Raw genomic sequence first — 20478 nt, 5'->3', positions numbered from 1 at the left:
GGGGCGGGTTGGGGAGGGGGCGCGTCGAGGGCGTTCGCTTCGCCGTAGCGCACTCCGGGCGCCCCCTCCCCAACCCGCCTCGCCTCCGGCGAGACGCCCTCACCCATCCAAGAACCAATAAAGGGAGGTCGAGGATCGACACGATCCTCGCGGGGTCCAGGGGCAGAGCCCCTGGCCTTGCTTCCCTCCCGCACTCCCCATGATCCGCTACCTGGTGCGGCGTGCGGCCTTGGCCGTGGTGATGTTGTTCGGCCTGATTTGCATGACCTTCGTCATCGCGAACGTGGCGCCGTCTGACCCCGCGGCCTTGGCGGCGGGGCCGGATGCCGGCCGCGCGCAGATCGAGGCGGCGCGGCGGGAGTATGGGCTGGACCGGCCGTTGCATGAGCAGTTCCTGCGGTATGTTGGTGACTTGGCGCGCGGGGATTTCGGCCGCTCGGTCGCGACGGGGCGTCCGGTGGGCCAGGATCTGGCACGGTATTTTTTCGCAACGCTGGAGCTTTGCCTGGTTGCGATGACTCTCGGGATTCTGCTGGGCATTCCGTTGGGCGTTTTGTCGGCGGTGTATCGGGATCGCTGGGTGGATCACGGGACGCGCATTCTGGCCGTGTCGGGGATTGCCTTGCCGCCGTTCTGGTTCGGGTTGCTGTTGCAATTGGGGATTGCGTCGAGCCTGGGATGGTTGCCGACGAGCGGGCGGTTGTCAGTGTTCACCGAGCCTGCCGCACCGGTCACCGGGTTGCTGTTGGTGGACTCGCTGCTGCGCGGGAATGGCGCGCTGTTCGGCGAGGCGATGTCCTATCTGATCCTGCCGGCGATTGTTCTGTCGCTGCCGTGCCTTGCATCCATCTTGCGCGTGAACCGCTCGGAGATGGTGGAGGCGTTGCGCGCGGACCACATCACCGCGGCGCGGGCGCATGGCGTCGCGCGATGGCGCATCGTCACGGTGCATGCGCTGAAGAATGCGATGCTGCCAACGCTCGCGATCATCGGGCTGCGCTGGGGCTGGATGATGAGCAGCACGGTGCTGGTGGAAACGGTATTCGACTGGCCGGGGATCGGGCTCTACGCGGTGTCCTCGGCGATCTCGGGCGACTTCAAGCCGGTGATGGGCGTGACGCTGATCGTGGGCCTCAACTTCATGATCGCGAACCTGGTGGTGGACCTGCTCTACGGCGCGCTCGACCCGCGCATCAGGGAAGCCTGAGGCATGCGCGCGCGCCTGGCGGTGCATCTCGTTCGCCGCAGCTTTGGGACGATGCTTGGGCTGGCGTTGGTCGCGATGATCATCGCGTTGGCGCTCCTCGGCCCGTTCATCGTGCCCTATCCGGATGACGTGCTGGGCGCGGTCAACCTCACCAACAAGCTGCAGCCGCCGAGCGCAGCACATTGGTTCGGTACCGATGAGGTGGGGAACGACATCCTCACGCGGGTGATCATCGGCGCGCGGCTGTCGCTGCTGGTGGGGATTGCGATTCCGCTGGCCGCGGCGCTGATCGGCGTGCCGCTGGGCATCCTCGCCGGCACCGCGGGCGGCGGTCTGCGCGAGGCGATAATGCGGCTGACCGATCTGTTCCTGTCGGTGCCAGGGCTGGTGCTGGCGATCGCGCTGGTTGCGGCGCTGGGGCCGGGGATCGGCAATGCGATGATCGCGCTGATCCTGGTGTGGTGGCCGGGCTATGTGCGGATTGCGGAATCGAAGGCGCTGGCCATCCGCGAAGAACCCTTCATCGAGGCGGCGCGTGCGGCGGGGGCGTCGCAGGTGCGCATCCTGTGGCGGCATGTATTGCCGAACAGCCTTTCGCCCCTCATCGTGAAGATGAGCATGGATATCGGGCAGGCGATCCTCGCGATCGCCTCGCTCGGCTTCCTCGGCCTCGGGGCGAAGCCGCCGACGCCGGAATGGGGCGCGATGATCTCCATCGCGCGCGGCTACCTCCCCGACTGGTGGTGGTACGCGATCTGCCCCGGCGCGCTGATCTATGCGAGCGTGCTGGGCTTCAACCTGCTTGGCGACGGGTTGCGCGATATCCTCGACCCGCGCAGCAACCGCGGATGACGCTGCTTTCGATTGACGACTACCGCCTCGCCTTCGATGGGTTCGAGGGCACGGCGCATGTGCTGGACGGCATCACGCTCGACGTGGCGCGCGGCGAAACGCTGGGCATCGTGGGTGAAACCGGCTGCGGCAAATCCGTGCTCGCGCGATCCCTGTTGCGGCTCAATCCGGCGCCGCCGGCGCGCGTCGTCTCGGGCACCATCCGCTTCGAGGGCGAGAACATCCTGGCCATGCCGGACGCCGCACTGCGGCGGCTGCGCGGGCGGCGCATCGCGATGGTGTTCCAGGACCCCGCCGCCTTCCTCAACCCGCTGCTGAACATCGGCACGCAGATGGCCGATGTGCTGCACGGGCAAGACAGCGCGGGGGATGCACCGCGGCGTTCGGCACGCGAGGCGCACGCACGGTCCGCCACGCTGCTCGCCTCGGTCGGATTGCCCGAACCCGAGCGGTTGCTGGATGCACGGCCGCACCAGCTTTCGGGCGGCATGCGCCAGCGCGTCCTCATCGCCATGGCGCTCGCGGGCGAGCCGACGCTGCTCGTGGCGGATGAGCCAACCACCGCGCTCGACGTAACGGTCCAGGCGCAAATTCTCGCACTGATCGCAGCACTTGTGGCGCAGCGCGGGCTGACGCTGATGCTCATCAGCCACGACCTCGGCGTAATCGCGGCGAGCTGCGCGCGCGTCGCGGCGATGTATGCCGGCACGGTGGTGGAGGACGCGCCCACGGCCACACTGCTCGCCACCCCGCGCCACCCCTATACGCAGGGCCTGCTGGCTGCGCTGCCGGACCTCGACAACCCCGCACACCGGCCACGCGGCATCCCCGGTTCCATCCCAAGCCTGCGCAACCCGCCGCCGGGATGCCGCTTCCATCCGCGCTGCGCGATCGCGACGGCGCGCTGTGGCGTGGAGAAGCCGGCGCTGCGCGCGCTCGCCCCGGCGCACACCGTGGCGTGCCACCACGCATGACCACGCCACTGCTCCTCGCCCAGGGCCTGGGCAAGACCTATGCCCTGAAGCAAGGCCGCACGGTTACGGCGGTGGCCGATGTCGATCTCGCCCTCACGCCGGGTGCTGCGCTGGGGCTGGTGGGCGAGAGCGGCTGCGGCAAGTCCACCCTGGCGCGGCTGCTGCTGCGCCTCACGCCTGCGACCGCCGGCCGCATCAGCTTCGCCGGCACCGACATCACGCGCATTCCGGAACGCGCGTTGCGGCCGCTGCGGCGGCGCATGCAGATCATCCATCAAAACCCCTCCGCAGCACTCGACCCGCGCCTCACCGCCGGTGCCGCAGTGGCCGAGCCGCTCATCATCCAGAACCTCGCGCGCGGTGCGGCGCTGCGCGCGCGTGTCGCCGCCCTGCTCGCCGAGGTCGGCCTCACCGCCGAATTTCTCAATCGCTTTCCGCACGAGCTCTCGGGCGGCCAGAAGCAGCGCGTCTGCATCGCTCGCGCGCTGGCCACCGAACCCGAACTTCTGGTGCTCGACGAGCCCACATCCGCGCTCGACGTCTCGGTGCAGGCACAGATCCTGGAATTCCTCGAGACGCTCCGCGCCACGCGCGGCCTCGCCTGGGTGTTCATCAGCCACAACCTTGCCGTGGTGCGGCTGCTCTGCGAGGAAGTGGCCGTGATGTATCTCGGCCGCATCGTCGAACAGGGGCCGGCGAACACCGTGCTGGGGGCACCGCTGCACCCCTATACGCGTGCGCTGCTCGCCTCCGTCCCGCGCCTTGGCCAGATCGCGGCCGCCGCCCCCGGCGAGCCGCCCAACCCCGCCGTCCCGCCCTCCGGCTGCGCCTTCCACCCGCGCTGCCCATTGGCGGAGCCACGCTGCCGCACGGATGCCCCCGCCTTGCGCATCGCGGCCACGGGGCACGCCGTCGCCTGCCATCTTGTGCCTGGCACCAAGCGCGCCGCGCTGTAGCATCGCCCATCAACGGAGACCCGCACCATGCCCTTCGCCCCCGTCATCCCCGCCGGTTCCGGCAAGCCGCTCGCGCCCTATTCGCCCGGTGCGATCGCCGATGGGGTCCTCTACGTCTCCGGCACGCTCGCCTTCGACAAGGAGAACAACGTCCTCCACCCCGGCGATGCCACGGCGCAGACGCGGGTGGTGCTCGAGACGATCAAGGGCGTCGTCGAGGCCGCCGGTGGCACCATGGCCGACGTGGTGTTCAACCACATCTTCCTGGCCGACTGGTCGCACTACGCAGCACTCAACGCTGTCTACGCGACGTATTTCCCGGGTGACAAGCCGGCGCGCTACTGCATCCAGTGCGGCCTGGTGAAGCCGGGCGCGGTCGTCGAGATCGCCTCCATCGCACATATCGCGAAGTGAAGTTCGAGGTCGCCGGTAAGGCGGACGCAGCGGAGACCGTGCTGCTCTCCGCCGGCCTCGGCGGCGCGGCGGCCTTCTGGGCGCCGCAGATGGAGGCGCTGGCCGCGCAGTTCCGCATCCTGCTGTTCGACCAGCGCGGTACCGGCCGCAATGCCGAGGCGTTGCCGGAGCCCTACTCCATCGCGCACATGGCCGACGACGCGGCCGCGGTGATGGATGCCAGCGGCACCACACGCGCCCACATCCTCGGCCACGCGCTGGGCGGCCTGGTCGCGCTGGAGATGGCGCGCCGCCACCCCGCGCGCGTGGGCCGGCTTGCTCTGGTCAATGCCTGGGCCAAGGTGGACCGCCACACCGAACGCTGCTTCGACATCCGCCTCGGCATCCTGCACACGCAAGGGCCGGCCGCCTATGTCGCGGCACAACCGTTGTTCCTGCACACCGCGCCCTACCTCTCCGCCCACCACGAGAAGATCGCAACCGAGATTGCGCATGGCACCACACACTTCCAGGGTGCGGAAAACCTGATGCGTCGCATCGGCGCGCTGCGCGCCTTCGACGCGACGGCCGACCTGCCGCGCATCACTGCGTCGACGCTGGTCGCCGCGTCGCGCGACGATCTGCTGGTGCCCTACACCGCTTCCGAACGTCTTGCGGCGGGTCTGCCGCACGCGCAGCTCTGGCTCACCAATTTCGGTGGCCACGCCTTCACCGTCGAGCATCCGGAGCCGTTCAACACCGCGCTGGCGTCCTTCCTGCGGGGCGGCTGAGGCGCCTTCGCCCCGCCGACGAACCCGGCTAGCCCTGCACAAATCCCAGCACGACGGCCAACAGCAGCGAGGATATGGATAAGCCATCGGAATAGCCTCAGCGCCGCGTCACCAACTCCACCGCCTCGTCGAGCAGGGAGAAGGGCAGCGCCGGGTGGCGCGCCAGGACCACGTCCCGCGCCGCCGCCTCAGCCCGGTCGGGATGCGCCGCAACCCAGGCGGCGCGCATCGCATCCTGCGTCCCGGCGGCGAGCCAGGGCAGCGTGGTTGTGGCGTGGGCAGGTCCGTCCGGCATCGTGCGACGAACCTAGAACAAATAGCGAACTACCTCTAGGCTGTTCCTTGCTCAATCACCGACCGTACCTTTCGGAATTTAGGGAAACCGGAACGCTCGCAAGACGTTCTCGCTTTCGAGAGCCCGCCCCTTTTGGCTGCTCCATGGAATGGAACGCAGGTCATGAGAAACAACGCCGTCATCCTCACCGTCGCCATCGTCTGCCTGGTCGCGGGCGCCGCCGGCTACTATTTCTATCAGGAGCGCCATCGCAGCGGCGTCGAAGTCAGCGTCGGCGGCCGCACCCTCTCTGTCGAGACGCGCTGAGCCATCAGGTTTCCGCCTTCGCCGATCATGGCCTACCCTCGCCGCAACAAAGCGAGGAAACACCATGACCGCCCCACGCCAGATCGCGATGGTCGGCTTTCTGCAGGCGCAAAACTGCTCCATCGCGCCCGGCTCCTGGCGCCACCCCGCCGCCGCGACGGACTACCTGACGCCCGACTACTTCCAGCGCCTCGGCCGCGTGCTCGAAGATGGCAAGTTCCACCTCGCCTTCTTTGATGACCGCCTGGCGATGCCCGACATCTTCGGCCACGACCATCGCGAGGCCGTGGAAAACGGCATCCGCGTGGTCAAGATGGACCCGATCTCCATCCTCACCGCGATCGGGTGCGCCACCACGAAGCTGGGCCTGGGTGCGACCTACTCCACCACCTACTATGAGCCCTTCCACGTCGCGCGCCTGTTCGCGACACTCGACTTGATGACGCGCGGCCGCGCCGCATGGAACATCGTCACCTCGCTCAATGATTCCGAGGCCGCCAATTTCGGCCGCGCCGAACACCTCGGACACGACCTGCGCTATGACCGTGCCGATGAATTCGTCGAAGTCGTCATGGGCCTGTGGGACTCATGGGAAGACGGCGCCATCCTCAACGACAAGGCCACCGGCCGCTTCGCCGACAGCAGCAAGGTCCACGCACTCAACCACCGCGGCAAATTCTTCCATTCCCGCGGCCCGCTTTCCGTCCCCCGCTCTCCGCAAGGCCACCCCGTCCTCATCCAAGCCGGCCAGAGCGGCCGCGGCCAACGCTTCGCCGGACGCTGGGGCGAGCTCATCTTCGTCATCTTCCCCACCATCGAAACCGGCCGCCGCCAATACGCCGCCATCAAATCCGCCGTGCGCGAGGCCGGCCGCGACCCTGGCCAGGTCACCATCACGCCGGCCTGCTATGTCTGCGTCGGCGAGACCCGTGCCATCGCCGAGGCCAAGCGCGACGCGGTCCTGGCACTATCCAAACCCATCGATGCGCTGGTCCTGCTCTCTGAAGTCACCAATTTCGACTTCGCCTCGAAGGACCTCGACAGCGAATTCACCGATGCGGAACTGGCGAAGATTTCCTGGACCGGATTCCGCGAACGCGTGGTCGCCATGAGCGGCAAACCCAACCCCACCGTGCGCGACTTCGTCCACTTCTCCGGGCGCGGCACCATCCGCGAATTTCCCATCTTCTGCGGCACCGCCACCGACGTGGCCGACCAGATGGAAGAATGGTTCACCAGCCAGGCCTGCGACGGCTTCGTCCTCGTCGCCACCCACAGCCCCGGCGCCTTCGAAGACTTCGCCCGCTTCGTCGTGCCCGAACTGCAACGCCGCGGGCTGTACCACCAGGACTACGCCGGCATGACGCTGCGCGAAAACCTCGGGCTGGCACGGCCGAGCGCGGGGGATTGGAAGAAGTAGGCAAGCAAGGCCAGGGGCTCTGCCCCTGGACCCCGCGAGGAGCCTGCAGGCCCCTCGACCCGGATTATTTGGTTCTAGGTCTTGGGAGGGTTGGTTTTGGGTCGTTGGCGGTGATGCCTGTCATCGGGAGAGGGTGGCCGGAGGTGAGCTCTGGTTCTGTGAGCGCGCGCCTGCCACCCTCTCCCGATGACAGGCCCTGCTAAAAGTCCAGAGCCCACCTCCCAGAACCAGCACCAAGTAAAGCGGGTCCAGGGGCCTCTAGGCTCCTGGCGGGGGTCGAGGGGGCGGAGCCCCCCGCCTTGCTTCCCTACCTCCCCATCCTCCGCGCCTCGACCCGTGCCAGCCACCAGGTTGCCGCGAAGATCAGGGCGGCGCCGATCAGGGTGGGGGTGGTGGGGATGTCGCCGAAGAGTGCGAAGCCGAGGAGGGAGGCCCAGAGCAGGTCGAGGAATTTGATGGGTTGTGTGGCGGAGATGTCGGCGATGCGGAAGGCCTGGGTGAGGCAGTAATGTCCGCTGCTGCCAAGGATGCCGGCGACAAGGACGATCCCCCATTGGGTGGCAGTGGGCCAGGTCCAGTGGGGGATGGCGAAGGGCAGGGTGAAGAGCGAGACGGTGATGGCTTGCCACACGACGATGACTTCGGGGCGGTCGTAGCGGGTGAGTGCCTTGGTGATGAGGAAGGAGGCGCCGAACAGCGGCGTGGAGGCGAGCATGACGAGGCCCCAGAAGCCGCCGCCGGTGGACATGCCGGGGCCCACGACGATGGCCACGCCCAGCGCGCCGACGCCGGCCGCGATCCAGCGCGCGAGGATGACCTGCTCGCCGAGGAAGATGACGGCACCGACCATGATGAACAGCGGCCCGGTGAAGCCGATGGCGGTGAGTTCGGCGAGCGGGACGTGCGGGAGTGCCCAGAACCACAGCAGCAGGCCGGCGGTGTGGACGACGCCGCGCCACGCCTGGCCGCGCAGGCTGTGCGGGCGCCAGCGCGGCAGCCCGGTGCGCAGGATGAAGGGCAGCATGACGGCGAAGCCGGCGGAGTAGCGCAGGAATTGCGCCTCGAAGCCGCCGAGGTCGATCGCGATGCCGCGCATGAAGGCGTTGAGGATGTTGAACTGGATGCCGGCGACCGCCATCCAGACCATGCCGGCCAGGACGCCGCCCGAGGCGGGGATTCCGGTCATCGATCGTGGCGCGCGATGAATGTCTGAAGCAGCGCGTTGACGGCGTCGGGTGCCTCGTAGGCGGCCCAATGGCCGGTGTCGGGGATGAGGGTGATGGTGGCGTCGGGACGGGCGGCGCGCAGCACGTCCACGCGTTCATCCAGGGCCGGGTAGGCGACCTGGTCGCGCGCGCCCCAGATCGCCTGCACGGGGGCGGCGATGCGCGGCAGCGCGTCGCGCAGGCGGGTCGAGGTGGCGAAGCCGCGGCTGCGCAGGCGTGCGTGGATGGTGTTCCACTCCTGGATGCCGATGGCCGTGTCGTCGATGGTGTCGGGGTTGTGCAGCATCAGCGCGCGGAGGTTGGCGCGATGCGCTTCGCGTCGGCCCTCGCCTTGCTTGTCGCGCAGCTTTTCCAGCGGCACGGGCTGGCGCGGCGTGCCGAGTGCTGCCGGCCCGACGAGGCTCAGGGAGGCGAGGCCGGGTGCTTCGGCCGCGACCAGGCCAGACACCATCGCGCCGAAGGAAAACCCCACCAGGTGGAAGCGACCTTGCACGATGCCCGGCAGGCCCGCTAGCAGCGCGGCGGCGGCTTCCTCCGGCCCGGCGGGATCGTCGGGCATGGCCGAGGTGCCCAGCCCCGGCAGGTCCGGCGCGATCACCGGGCGACGAGCGGCAAGGTCCGCGATGTTGCGCGCCCAATGCCGCCAGGAGCCAGAGCCGCCATGGAACAGCACCACGGGAATGCCTGCATCCGGGCCCCAGCGATACCAGCACAGGCCGTCGGCGACGCCGCCGCAGGGAGTGGTCATGCGCGACGCGCCGGCGGCGAGCTCGGGGAGGGGTTCTGTCTGGGTCATGTCCGCTATCGCCGCATGGCCGGCGCGCCGCGTCCAGGGGGCATGGCCACGCGGTCTCAACGGCTTCCGCGCCACTCTCTGCTATGTTAGCCGGAGGATTGGTTCCGGCGGGCGCATACTGCCCGGCCCGAAGGAGAATATCGTGAGCGCACGCACTGCCCTGATCACCGGCATCACCGGCCAGGATGGCTCCTACCTCGCGGAGCTGCTGCTCGCGAAGGGCTACATCGTGCACGGCATCAAGCGCCGCTCCTCCTCGTTCAACACGCAGCGGATCGACCATCTCTACGCCGACCCGCACGACCCGGCGGCGCGGCTGTTCCTGCACTATGGCGACCTCACGGACGCGACGAACCTCATCCGCATCCTGCAGGAGACGCAGCCCGACGAGATCTACAATCTCGGTGCGCAAAGCCATGTGCAGGTGAGCTTCGAGACACCCGAATACACCGGCAATTCGGATGGCCTCGGCACGCTTCGCCTGCTCGAGGCGATCCGCATCCTCGGGCTCACCCAGAAGTCGCGCTTCTACCAGGCCTCGACCAGCGAGCTGTACGGCAAGGTGCAGGCGGTGCCGCAGGACGAGACCACGCCTTTCTATCCGCGCAGCCCCTACGCGGCGGCCAAGCTCTACGCCTATTGGATCGTGGTGAATTACCGCGAGGCCTATGGCATGCACGCCTCGAACGGCATCCTGTTCAACCATGAGAGCCCGCGCCGGGGCGAGACCTTCGTCACCCGTAAGATCACCCGCGCGGCGGCCGCGATCGCGCTCGGCCAGCAGGAATGCCTGTTCCTGGGCAATCTCGACGCCCGGCGCGACTGGGGCCATGCGCGCGATTTCGTCGAGGGCATGTGGCGCATCCTCCAGCAGGACACGCCCGACGACTACGTGCTCGCCACCAACGAGACGCACACGGTGCGCAGTTTTGTGGAGCGCGCCTTCGCCGAGACGGGCGTGACGCTGGAATGGGACGGCACGGGGGTCGCCGAGCGTGGCGTGTGCACGCAGAGCGGGCGCGTACTCGTACGCATCGACCCGGCTTATTTCCGTCCCACCGAGGTGGACCTGCTGATCGGCAACCCGGCCAAGGCGCAACGCCAGCTCGGCTGGCGCCACACCGTGACGCTGCCGGAGATGGTGGCCGAAATGGTGGCCCATGACCTGGCCGAACTCCGTGGTGCCCGCCCGGCGGGCGAGACGCCGGTCGGCATCATGCTGGCGGATGCTTCGGGTGGCTGAGTTCGCGCTGGAAGGCCGCCGCGTCTTCGTCGCCGGGCATCGCGGCATGGTGGGTTCCGCCTGCGTGCGCCGGCTCTCGCATGAAGGCGCCGAGGTGATGACGGCGGGGCGCGATACGCTCGACCTGATCCGCCAGGCCGCGGTCGAGGACTGGATGGCGGAGCACCGTCCGGACGTGGTGGTGGTCGCCGCCGCCAAGGTCGGCGGCATCCTCGCCAACGACACCTACCCGGCCGAGTTCCTCTACGAAAACCTGATGATCGAGGCGAATCTGATCCACGCCGCGCAGCGCGTCGGCGTGGCCAAACTGCTGTTCCTGGGCAGCTCCTGCATCTACCCGCGCGAGGCGCCGCAGCCGATCCCGGAGGACAGCCTGCTCACCGGCCCGCTCGAGCCCACCAACGAGTGGTACGCGGTGGCGAAGATCGCCGGCATCAAGCTATGCCAGGCCTACCGCAAGCAGCACGGCGCCGATTTCATCTCCGCCATGCCGTCCAACCTCTACGGCCCGAACGACTATTTCCACCCCGAGCGCAGCCACGTCATCCCCGGCATGATGCGCAGGTTCCATGAGGCCACCGCGCGTGGCGATGCCTCCGTCACTTGCTGGGGCACCGGCACGCCGCGGCGCGAATTCCTCCATGTCGACGACCTCGCCGAGGCCTGCGTCTTCCTGCTGCGGCACTACTCGGATGCGCCGCACCTCAATATCGGCACGGGCAGCGACATCTCCATCCGCGACCTCGCCGAAGCCATGGCCCGCGTGACCGGCTTCGGCGGCGATATCCTGTGGGACCACACCAAGCCGGACGGCACCATGCTCAAGCGCATGGACACGGCGCGGATCAATGCGCTGGGCTGGAAGGCCGCGATCGACTTTGAGCAGGGCCTCGCCGAGACTTACCGTTGGTTCCTGGACCAGCCCGAACTGCGCGCCTGACGCATCACAGCGCCGGGCTGAGCTGCGCCTCGATGCGGGCCACGGTTTCCGCCGCGACCGTCACCGCCATCAACCGCAGCAGCACGACCGCCTCGCCATCGCGCGCCGCGACCTCCAGCGCCAGCGCCTTCTCGGCAAGGCGCGTGGCACCGAGGTTGCGCGCCGCACCGAGCGCGCGATGCGCGAGCTGGCGCAGCCGCGGCGCCGCCTGTTCGCCATCCAGCGCGGTATCGTCGAGCAGGGCGCGCACCTCGTCGAGCTCGGCGCGGAACTCCGCGATGATGTCTGCCGCGACCGTCTCGCCCAGCTCCTTGCGCAATCCGTCCAGCACCGCCTTGTCCAGCAGCGGCAGCCCCGAGCGGTCCTCGCCGGCGTCGGGCGCGGCCGCGACGCGAAGCTCGGCCAGCGCATCGGCCAGCGCGTGGCGCACGATCGGCTTGGCGAGATGGCCATCCATGCCCGCGGCGCGACACGCGTCGATCTGCTCGGGCAGGGCGGAGGCGGTGACCGCCAGCACCGGCACCTCGCCCATCGGCGCCGGCAGCGCGCGGATCCGGCGCGTCGCCTCCAGCCCGTCCATCTCGGGCATCTGCAAATCCATCAGCACCGCGTCGATGCCGCCGGCGGCCACCCGCTCGATCGCCTCGGCGCCGTCCGAGGCGGTCTCGACACTGTGCCCGTCGGCCCGCAGCAGCGCGCGCGCGACCTCCCGGTTGGCAGCGATGTCGTCGACCACCAGCAGGCGCATCGCGCGCACCGTGGCGCGCGGCAGCGCAGGCAGCGCGGACGGAGGGGGCGTCTCCGCCTGGCGCAGCGGGATCTCGATCCAGAACACCGAGCCCTCGCCCGGCGCGCCGTCGCAGCCAATGCGGCCCCCCATCATGTCGGCGAGCCGCGCGGTGATGGCGAGACCCAGCCCGGTGCCCTCCACCTCGTCGGCGCCGGTGCCGGCGAGCTGCACAAAATCCTGGAACAGCCGCGTGCGCTGGTCGGGCGCGATCCCCGGGCCGGTATCGCGCACCTCGAAGCGCAGCTCGCCCTCGGGCAGCGGGCGCACCGCGAGCGTCACCACGCCGCCAGCCGGGGTGAACTTCACCGCGTTCGACATCAGGTTGAGGATCATCTGGCGCAGCCGCGTCGGGTCGACCATCACCGCGGCCGGCAGCGCCGGGTCGAAATCCATCCGCAGCGCGATGGATTTGCGCGCCGCCTCGGTGCGCAGCAGCGCCACGCAGCCTTCGAGCAGGTGCAGCAGCCGCACCGGGCGCAGCGCCAGCTCCATCCGCCCGGCCTCGATCTTGGACAGGTCGAGCAGGCCGTTGACGAGGGCGAGCAGGTGGCCGCCGGCGCTGTGCAGGATGCGCACGTGGTCGCGCTGGTCCTCGGCCAGCCGCGGATCGTCGAGCAGCACTTGCGCGAAGCCCAGGATGCCGTTCAGCGGCGTGCGCAGCTCATGCGACATGCGCGCGAGGAAGGCCATGCGCGCCGCCCCCGCCGCCGCGGCCGCGTCGCGTGCCGCGGCGAGCTCGGCCATCGCGCTTTTGAGGGCGGTGATCTCGGTGCGGATGCCCACGGTGCCGCCGTCGGGGGTGCGCCGCTCGGTGATCAGCACCCAGCGGCCATCGGGCAGCAGACGTTCCATCGGCGGCTTGTCGCCGCGATGGAACTCCTTGGTACGGCGCACGAAGGCATCGATGTCAGGGCCCGCCTGCGGGTACTGGCCGAGCCGCGCGCCCTCGCGCAGGATATCCTCAAAGATCGCGCCGGGGACGATCAGCGGCGCGCTGACGCGGTAGAAATCCTTGTAGCGGCTGTTGCACGCAATCAGCCGGTCCTGCGCGTCGAACATGACGAAGCCGTCGGACATCGATTCGAGCGCGCTTTCGAGCGTGCGCCGGGCGCGGGCGCGCTCGTTCTCGGCGCGCTCGCGCGTGCTCTGCACGATGGTGAGCGCCGTCGCGATCGCGATGAGCAGCGCCCCGAAGGCGCCCGAGACCAGCCAGGCTCGCCGCCGGTCGCGGTACCAGTCGGCCAGCGCCACGTCGACGTCGAAGGTCGTGGCCACCACCAGCGCCGGATAGAGCGTCGGCCGAACCAGGGCGAAGACGTCGTGGCCATCGAAGCGCGAGGGCAGCACCGCGACGCTGCGTTCGGTCCCGGCCCAGGCACGCGCGCCCTGCGCCACGCCCTCACCGAGCCGCAGCTCGTCGAGCGGCAGCGAGGCCATCAGCTTGCCCTCGACTGTCTCGAGCGTGACACGCAGCCCGGCACGGTCGCCGCCGACCGCGAGCAGCGTCTGGACCAGCGGCAGCGGGACCTCGGCCACGCCGAGCACCGGCCCGAGGCCAGGGATGTTGAGGCTGCGGGCGAAATACAGCGACCATTCGCCGGTGAGCGGGTTCTTGACCGGGCCGCCGAACGACACCGTACCGGCGCGCTGGGCGACCTGGGCGAAATCCTCCTGCAGCTGCGGCGGCAGCCGGCGACGGCGGGAGAGCGGCAGCGCGGCCGCGACGGGGACGCCATCATACTGCAACAGCAGCACGTCGCGGTAGGTGAAGCTCTGGTTGTTCAGCTCCTGCAGCAGCCGGTTCACGGTCGGGACGTCCAGCAGCCCGTCGCGCGCGAAGGGCGCGAGCACCGCGGGCAGCGCCGCGAGCATGGAATCGACCTGCACGAAGGCGCGGTTGATCGACGCCTCCACGCCGTTGGCGACGCGCTCGACCGTCTCGCGCGCGGCGGTGTCCTGGGCTTCTCGCGCCTGACCCACCATCACCGCGGTCGCCACCAGCTGGGCCAGCAGCAGCGCACCGACGGCCAGGATAATGCCGATACGCAGCAGGCGGGCGCTGTACTGCATCTATTCCGGGCTCGCCATCAGCCCGAGCTCGGGGCCGATGGTGTGGTTCCAGGCATCGACGCATTCGACGCCGCAGCGCCGCACCCAGCCGGGCAGCACCGTCTCGGACAGCAGGCGGCGGCGCAGCGCCTCGTCCGCCGGGCTCACCGGGACCAGCGTCATCCTGCCGCGCCGCCCCATCCGGCACGGCGTGGCGCCGCTGTTGCAGGCGAGGCCATCGCCAGTCTCCTCCGCGGCGGCGTCCCAGATGCGCGCTTCCAGCACGCCGATCTCGCGCGCGATGATGCCGCGCAGATCCTCCGGCATCCCCATCCAGGCCGCCTGGTTGACCGCAAAGATCGACAGCCCCCAGGTGAGTGCGAGGCTGTGCACATGCGTGCTCACCTCGTGCAGCCCGATGCCATTGCCGGACAGAGTGCCAGTCACCGCACATTCGACTTGGCCGCTGCGCATCGCCGGCATCAGCTCGGCGAAGGGGGTGACCACCGGCACCGCGCCGAGTGCCGCGACCGCCTCGGACATGCCCACGGAGGAGGTGCGGATGCGCCGGCCGCGCAGGTCGGACAGTCCGGTGAAGGGGTTGCGGCAGAACAGGACCTGGGCGGAGTAGGTGTAGATCGCCAGCAGCTCCAGTCCGTAGCGCTCGGCCAGGATCTCGCGCAGGTGCGGCCGGTAGGCCGCGACGGTGCGGCGGAGCGCCGGCATGTCCGGGCTCACCGCGACGAGGTCGGCGCCGTTGAGCTCCGGCTCCTCGGTCGCGGCCAGTGCCAGCAGCGCGGTGCCATAGGGCACGACGCCGAGGCGCATCAGCTGCAGCACCTCCTGCCCGCGGATGCCGCTGCGGTCGAAGGCGGAGATCTCTGCCACCACGCGCCCACCGGTCGCGGCGGGGATGCGCTCGCGCCAGAACGGCTCCTCGAAGGTGGTGAACTGCCGCACATCGGCGAGGCCGCCCACGATCTTGATGCGGATCGGATCAGGCTGCGCCAACGCCGGCCGCGCCACAAAAAGGGCGAGCGCCAGGAACAGCAGCGACCAGGATCTCGAATCGACCAACGTGGACCCCCCTTCCCTGGCGGGAGTAATTCACCGCAACGACCCGGGCAATGCAACTTTTACGCGCAATCCTTTAAACGACCTTCAACAGAGCAGGTAAAGAGGGCGACGCATGCAGGACCGACCCGACATCATCAGCCATCGTGGCGGCGCGCTGCTCTGGGCGGAAAACAGCCTGAGGGCCTTCATCGGCTCCCGCGACCTCGCTGTCGACGAGACCGAATGCGACGTGCATCTCTCCGCCGATGGCGAGGTTGTGATCATCCATGACGCGACGCTCGACCGGATGAGCGAGGCGCGAGGCCCGGTCGCCGCGCATAGCATGGCGACGCTGCGCGCCATCGCGCTCAAGGGCGCCGATGCGGGCACCATCCCCGCACTTGCCGACCTCGCCGCGCTGTATCGCGATGGCGGACCGCGGCTGCGCATCGAGATCAAGACCGACGCCGCGGGGCATCCGTATCCCGGGATCGTGGCCAAGACGCTCGCGGTGATCGATGGTGCTGGGCTGCGCGGCCGCAGCGTGCTGATCGGCTTCCAGGCGCCAGCGATGGCCGAGGCGCTGGCAGCCGGCGGCCTGCACGGCGTGTCCTGGCTGGTGGACCGTCGCACGCTGCGCGATATCGGCATCGAGGGGGTGGTTGCGACCGCGGCCGTGCATGGTTTCCACGACATCGGCTTCAGCGCGGAGACGCTCGACGTCGCGCTGGTTGCGCATTTGGCCGAGGCCGGGCTCGCGGTGAACGCTTGGGGCGCCAATGACGAGGCACAAATCCGCCGCATGCTCGCACTCGGGATCGTGGGCTTCGCGACTGATGATCCGCGCCTCGCCCTTGCGCTGCGCGGCGGCGCGGGTGGGATGGGTGAAGGCGGCATCGCCGTAAACGCTTAGGCCCGCGACCAGAGGAAGACTACGACCCTCACTCGGCCGCGGCGCGCGTCTCCGAGCCCAGCAGCGGCACCGCGCCGGGCAGCGCGCTGCCAGTCCAAAGCTGCTCGAGCAGCTTGCGCGCCGCGATCTCGCCCACCGCCGGCACGGTAAGCTCGAGGAACTTCTCCGACAGGTCGTCATCGGAGAGCGGCGCGTCGGGATCACCCTTGCGGGTCTTCTGGTGGCGCTCCAGCACGCGGCCATCGGCGAGCGTGATCGCGACCTTGGCACTGCGTGCGTTCGGGAAGGCGGCGTCGCATTCGGGGTCGATCGCGACCGTGATGCGCGGCATCAGCGCGCGGATCGCGGGGTCGGCCAGGCGCTCCGGCGCGAAGGCGGACAGGCGGACGCCGCCATGGAGCAGCATGGTGGCAACGGTGAACTGGGTGGAGAAGCGGCAATCCTGCTCGGTGCGCGCGCTGGGACGGTCGCAGACGTCCTTGGTCGCGCGATAGCCGGCGACGGCGATGGCGCGCACGGCATCGGCATTAAAGCCGTGTTCGCGCTGGAGGTCGCGCACCGCATCCAACGCCGCGAAGATATGCCCGCAGCAGCCGTGATTCTTGAACGTCATGTCGGTGATCGCGAAGGGCTTCCCGATGCCGGCCAGCGCCTTCTCCCACTTGCCGGTATCCTCGCTGGTGGCCGCGGCGAAGCCCGCCGGGCCGTGCAGAACATCAAGGGCGCCGGTGACACCGCGCGCGGCGATCATCGCGGCCATCGCGCCGGCTTCGGCCGCGTGGCCGGGGTGCAGCGGCTTGCTCATCCCCTCGCCGCGGAAGGCCTGCTGCAGGCCGCTCGCCATGGTCGCAGCCGTGGCAATAGCGTGCGCCGTGTGCTCGGCATCCGATCTCAGGAGGATGGAGACCGCCGCGGCGGCGCCGAAATTCCCGATCGTGCCGGTGGTGTGCCAGAAGCGGTAATGGCTGGGCTGCACGGCCACACCGATGCGGCAGCCGACCTCATACCCGCCCGCCATCGCGCGCAGCAGCTGCGGCATCTCCGCGCCACGCGACTGCGCCATGGCCAGGGCCGCCGCGATGGTCGGGCATCCCGGGTGATAGACGGCGTAGCGGTAGATGTCGTCGAATTCGACGGTGTGGCTGGCCGTGCCGTTGATGAGTGCGGCGTGACGCACCGGCACCCGCTTGCCGCTGACATAGCAGAAGGCGCCGCCGCCGCCGCGCGTCTCATCGGCGAGTGCTTCGGACATCAGCGTGGCCGGCGCGCGCGAGGCGCCGGAGAGTGTGTTGGCGAACCAATCCACCAGCGCGCGGCGCGCGTGATGCTCGACCTCGGGCGAGAGCGGGCCATCGCGCCAGCTGGCGGCGTGTTCCGCGAGGATCAGAAGCGGGTTCATGCGTTGCTCCGCGGCAGGGTCTCGGGGTTCACCACGCTGTCGGCATCGAGCGTGCCGAAGAAGCGGGCCAGAATACTCTCCGCGCAGCTCAGCGCCATCCGGCGCATGGATTCCTTGGTGCCCGCCGCCGCATGCGGCGTGAGGATCACATTGGGCAGCCCCATGAGCGCGAGCTGCGTGGTCACCGGCTCCTCATAGAACACGTCGAGACCTGCCGCCGCGATGTGGCCGGATTTCAGCGCCGCGACCAGCGCATCCTCCACCACCAGCGTCCCGCGCGCGGTGTTCACCAGGGATGCGCCAGGCTTCATCTTCGCGAGGAATTCCGCATTCACCATGTCCCGCGTCTCGGCGTTGGAGGGGCAATGCAGCGTCACGATGTCCGCCGCCGCCAGCGCCTCGCCCATGTCCTTCACCGGCTCATAGCCCAGGCCGCGGATGGTGTTGCGCGGCACCTTGGGGTCGCTCACCAGGATGCGCATGTCGAAGGCGGCCGCACGCTTCGCGACCCGGCTGCCGATGCGCCCGAACCCCACGATCAGCAGGGTGCGCCCCGCAAGATCGATGGTCGGCAGCGCCGGCGTGGTGCCCCAGATCGGCTTGCGCATGTTCGCGTCATACCCGGTCACCCGCCGCGCGATCGAGAGCATCAGCATCATCGCGTGCTCGGCCACGCTCACCGCATTGGCCTCGGGCGTGATGGTGAGCGGAATGCCGCGCTCGGTCAGCGCCGGCACATCGACGGCGTCATACCCCACGCCATGGCGCGCCACGATCTGCAATTTCCCCGCCCGCCCGATCACCTCGCGCGTGATGGGCGTGAGCCGCACGGTGATCGCCTCCGCACGCGGCAGCGCCTCGGCCATGGAAGCCGGCGTCGGGTCTTCGAGGATCTCCACGGTGCAGCCACCATCGCGCATCGCCTGGATGGCTTCGGGATGGATGGCGCGGAGGCACAACACATGCGGCATGGTCAAAACCCCTAATCGGCGCTGGCGCCGGAAATGCGCACGAGCTCGGCCCATTTGGGCAGCTCGGCGGCGATGAAACTGGCGAATTCCTCGGGCCCGCTGCCGACCGGCTCGCTGCCTTGCTGCGCCAGGCGCTCGCGCAGCTCCGGCGTGCGCAGTGCGGCCTGGATCTCCTGTGCAATCCGCCGCACTGCATCGACCGGCGTGCCCGCCGGCGCCAGCACGCCATTCCACAGCGCCACCTCATAGCCCGGCAGCGTCTCCGCCACCGTCGGCACGTCCGGAACCAGCGCCGCGCGCCGCGCCGTCGTCACCGCCAGCGGCCGCAACCGCCCCGCGCGGATATGCTCGATCACCTCGACCAGCGGCGACGCCATGATCTCGAACTTGCCGCCGAGCAAATCCGTTACCGCCGGCGCCCCACCCCGATACGGCACATGCTGCATCACGATCCCCGCTCGCGCCGCGAACAACGCCGCCGCCAGGTGCTGCGACGTCCCCGGCCCAGACGTCCCATAATTCAGCGCTCCCGGCCGCGCTCGCGCCAAGGCGATGAACTCCGCCAGCGTGTTCGCCGGCACCCCGGGGTGCACCACAAAGATATTCGGCACGAACGCCACCTGCGATACGGGGGCGAAATCCCGCATCGCATCGAACGGCATCCGCCGATACAGCGCCGGGTTCGCGCCATGCGTCGAACTCGTCGTGAACACCAAAGCATGCCCATCCGGCGCCGACCGCGCCACAACCTCCGCCCCGATATTCCCGCCCGCACCCGCGCGATTCTCGATCACGATCGGCTGCCCCAGCCGCACCCCGATCGCCTCGGCCAACAGCCGCGCCGTCACATCCGTGCTGCCCCCCGGCGCATACGGCACGACCAACCGGATCGGCCGCTGCGCCACCCAGTCGCCCTCGCGACACACCCGGCAGGAGGGCTGCGCGAGGGCGGTGGTCGGCGACGCGGCGAACAGCGCCATGAGCGCGCGGCGAGAAAGGCTGGGGCGCTGCCCCAGACCCCGCCGGGGATCGTGTCGATCCCCGGACCCCTCCATTTGTTGGCTCTGGGTGGGGAAGGGGTTTGCGCCTTCGCGGTTGATGCCGGGTTCGGGAGGGGGGCGCATCATGGGAGCACCCTTGATGCCGAAAGCGCGCTGCGCCCCCCTCCCGAACCCGGCGCTCCATCAGCCATGGTCACACCCTTCCCAATCCAAGAACCAACAAAGGGAGGTCGAGGATCGACACGATCCTCGCGGGGTCCAGGGGCAGCGCCCCTGGCCTTCCTTGCCTCGCCTTCACGCCGTGTGTGCCGCCTTGCCCAGCACGGCCTCGCGCATCCGCGCTTGGAGGTAGGCGCCTTCGCGGGGCGGCAGGACGAGGGGCAGGGTGCCGGCGTCGATCTTGGCCACGGCGAAGAGAGGGCCGTTCTTGGCGTGGATAGCCGCGCGCAGCGCGGGGATTTCGTCGGGCGTGGTGACGAGCATGGTGTGGGGAAAGCCTGCGGCGCGTGCCATGCCGACCAGGTCGACGCCGTGCTTGGTGGCGGTCTCCTGCATGCCGGTTTCGCCGTAGTGTTCGTTGTCCTGGACGAGGATGGACAGGTTGGGCGTGCGGGAGACGGCGATGGTGGCGAGTGCGCCGAGGCCCATGAGCATTTCGCCGTCGCCGGTGATGACGAGGACGGTGCGGCTGGGCTGCGCGAGTGCCAGGCCGAGGCCCATCATGGCGGCGCCGCCCATGCCGCCCCAGAGGGGAAGGTTTTCGGCGCAGTCGCCCACGGCCGTGATGTCCCAGGCGGGGGCGCCGAGGCCGGCGATGACGAGCATGTCGCCGCGGTCAGAGAGGACGGCGGTGCACAGCGCGCGTCGGTCGAGTTTTCCGGATTTGGTCAGCATGGCGGC

General features: G+C 69.5%; 20 protein-coding genes. 11 read left to right on the top strand and 9 right to left on the bottom strand.

All coding sequences use genetic code 11. From position 1 onward, the window contains the following. The first annotated feature begins 199 nt into the window (after positions 1–199). From GXW79_RS18155 to rutD, 6 genes are read left to right on the top strand one after another with little or no spacing between them, the layout of a single operon-like run. On the top strand, positions 200–1207 hold the full coding sequence (locus tag GXW79_RS18155; RefSeq protein ID WP_211875855.1) for an ABC transporter permease: 1008 nt from the start codon (positions 200–202) through the stop codon (positions 1205–1207). Positions 1208–1210: 3 nt separating this feature from the next. Then, entirely contained in the window at positions 1211–2059 is an 849-nt protein-coding gene (locus GXW79_RS18150; protein ID WP_211875854.1) for an ABC transporter permease, read from the top strand. Further along, a complete protein-coding gene (locus GXW79_RS21525) occupies positions 2056–3033 on the top strand; it encodes an ABC transporter ATP-binding protein (RefSeq protein ID WP_246504104.1) in 978 nt (325 codons plus the stop codon). Before GXW79_RS18150 ends, GXW79_RS21525 begins: the two co-directional genes overlap by 4 nt. Further along, a complete protein-coding gene (locus tag GXW79_RS18140) occupies positions 3030–3989 on the top strand; it encodes an oligopeptide/dipeptide ABC transporter ATP-binding protein (RefSeq protein ID WP_211875853.1) in 960 nt (319 codons plus the stop codon). The genes GXW79_RS21525 and GXW79_RS18140 overlap by 4 nt, the downstream gene beginning before the upstream one ends. Positions 3990–4016: 27 nt before the next feature. Then, the gene (gene rutC / locus GXW79_RS18135) at positions 4017–4403 is read left to right on the top strand and encodes a pyrimidine utilization protein C (RefSeq protein ID WP_211875852.1); all 387 of its coding nucleotides are present in this window, start codon (positions 4017–4019) and stop codon (positions 4401–4403) included. Continuing rightward, positions 4400–5173 carry a pyrimidine utilization protein D gene (gene rutD, locus GXW79_RS18130; protein ID WP_211875851.1) on the top strand — a complete coding sequence of 258 codons (774 nt, stop codon included), beginning with the start codon at positions 4400–4402 and terminating at the stop codon, positions 5171–5173. The genes rutC and rutD overlap by 4 nt, the downstream gene beginning before the upstream one ends. Positions 5174–5270: 97 nt before the next feature. On the opposite strand, the gene GXW79_RS18125 is transcribed toward rutD, so the two are convergent. After that, complete coding sequence (locus GXW79_RS18125) at positions 5271–5468, bottom strand: hypothetical protein (protein WP_211875850.1); 198 nt, start codon at positions 5466–5468, stop codon at positions 5271–5273. A gap of 162 nt (positions 5469–5630) precedes the next feature. Between GXW79_RS18125 and GXW79_RS18120 the strand changes: the two genes are divergently transcribed. Together GXW79_RS18120 and GXW79_RS18115 are read left to right on the top strand one after the other, a co-directional pair. Beyond that, positions 5631–5774: a hypothetical protein gene (locus tag GXW79_RS18120; RefSeq protein ID WP_211875849.1), complete on the top strand. Its 144-nt coding sequence runs from the start codon at positions 5631–5633 to the stop codon at positions 5772–5774. Between the two features lie 64 nt (positions 5775–5838). Beyond that, on the top strand, positions 5839–7194 hold the full coding sequence (locus GXW79_RS18115) for an LLM class flavin-dependent oxidoreductase (protein ID WP_211875848.1): 1356 nt from the start codon (positions 5839–5841) through the stop codon (positions 7192–7194). Positions 7195–7501: 307 nt separating this feature from the next. Here the strand turns inward: GXW79_RS18115 and GXW79_RS18110 are convergent, their stop codons facing one another. Both GXW79_RS18110 and GXW79_RS18105 read right to left on the bottom strand, forming a co-directional pair. Next, positions 7502–8380, bottom strand: a complete 879-nt coding sequence (locus tag GXW79_RS18110; RefSeq protein ID WP_211875847.1) for a DMT family transporter — start codon at positions 8378–8380, stop codon at positions 7502–7504. After that, the gene (locus tag GXW79_RS18105; RefSeq protein ID WP_211875846.1) at positions 8377–9216 is read right to left on the bottom strand and encodes an alpha/beta fold hydrolase; all 840 of its coding nucleotides are present in this window, start codon (positions 9214–9216) and stop codon (positions 8377–8379) included. The genes GXW79_RS18110 and GXW79_RS18105 overlap by 4 nt, the downstream gene beginning before the upstream one ends. Positions 9217–9358: 142 nt before the next feature. Here GXW79_RS18105 and gmd point away from each other — a divergent pair, with 142 nt between their 5' ends. Both gmd and fcl read left to right on the top strand, forming a co-directional pair. Further along, entirely contained in the window at positions 9359–10459 is a 1101-nt protein-coding gene (gmd, locus tag GXW79_RS18100; protein ID WP_367614954.1) for a GDP-mannose 4,6-dehydratase, read from the top strand. Beyond that, complete coding sequence (fcl, locus tag GXW79_RS18095; RefSeq protein WP_456315837.1) at positions 10452–11399, top strand: GDP-L-fucose synthase; 948 nt, start codon at positions 10452–10454, stop codon at positions 11397–11399. Before gmd ends, fcl begins: the two co-directional genes overlap by 8 nt. Before the next feature lie 4 nt (positions 11400–11403). Here the strand turns inward: fcl and GXW79_RS18090 are convergent, their stop codons facing one another. Both GXW79_RS18090 and GXW79_RS18085 read right to left on the bottom strand, forming a co-directional pair. Next, on the bottom strand, positions 11404–14259 hold the full coding sequence (locus GXW79_RS18090; RefSeq protein WP_211875844.1) for an ATP-binding protein: 2856 nt from the start codon (positions 14257–14259) through the stop codon (positions 11404–11406). After that, entirely contained in the window at positions 14260–15315 is a 1056-nt protein-coding gene (locus tag GXW79_RS18085) for a TRAP transporter substrate-binding protein (RefSeq protein ID WP_246504103.1), read from the bottom strand. A gap of 112 nt (positions 15316–15427) precedes the next feature. On the opposite strand from GXW79_RS18085, the gene GXW79_RS18080 reads away from it, so the two are divergent. Further along, positions 15428–16207: a glycerophosphodiester phosphodiesterase family protein gene (locus GXW79_RS18080; RefSeq protein WP_211875843.1), complete on the top strand. Its 780-nt coding sequence runs from the start codon at positions 15428–15430 to the stop codon at positions 16205–16207. 28 nt (positions 16208–16235) lie between these two features. On the opposite strand, the gene GXW79_RS18075 is transcribed toward GXW79_RS18080, so the two are convergent. The 4 genes from GXW79_RS18075 to GXW79_RS18060 form a co-directional block, all read right to left on the bottom strand. Beyond that, on the bottom strand, positions 16236–17606 hold the full coding sequence (locus GXW79_RS18075) for an MmgE/PrpD family protein (protein WP_211875842.1): 1371 nt from the start codon (positions 17604–17606) through the stop codon (positions 16236–16238). After that, positions 17603–18577 carry a hydroxyacid dehydrogenase gene (locus tag GXW79_RS18070; protein WP_211875841.1) on the bottom strand — a complete coding sequence of 325 codons (975 nt, stop codon included), beginning with the start codon at positions 18575–18577 and terminating at the stop codon, positions 17603–17605. Before GXW79_RS18070 ends, GXW79_RS18075 begins: the two co-directional genes overlap by 4 nt. Before the next feature lie 11 nt (positions 18578–18588). Then, complete coding sequence (locus GXW79_RS18065) at positions 18589–19557, bottom strand: tripartite tricarboxylate transporter substrate binding protein (protein WP_246504102.1); 969 nt, start codon at positions 19555–19557, stop codon at positions 18589–18591. A 315-nt stretch (positions 19558–19872) separates the two neighbouring features. After that, complete coding sequence (locus tag GXW79_RS18060; protein ID WP_246504101.1) at positions 19873–20472, bottom strand: thiamine pyrophosphate-dependent enzyme; 600 nt, start codon at positions 20470–20472, stop codon at positions 19873–19875. Positions 20473–20478 lie beyond the last annotated feature (6 nt).

Source organism: Plastoroseomonas arctica, assembly GCF_018128965.1.
Lineage (GTDB): Bacteria > Pseudomonadota > Alphaproteobacteria > Acetobacterales > Acetobacteraceae > Plastoroseomonas > Plastoroseomonas arctica.
The sequence above is the reverse complement of the archived record's forward strand: the minus strand, read 5'-3'. Positions and strand labels throughout refer to the sequence as shown.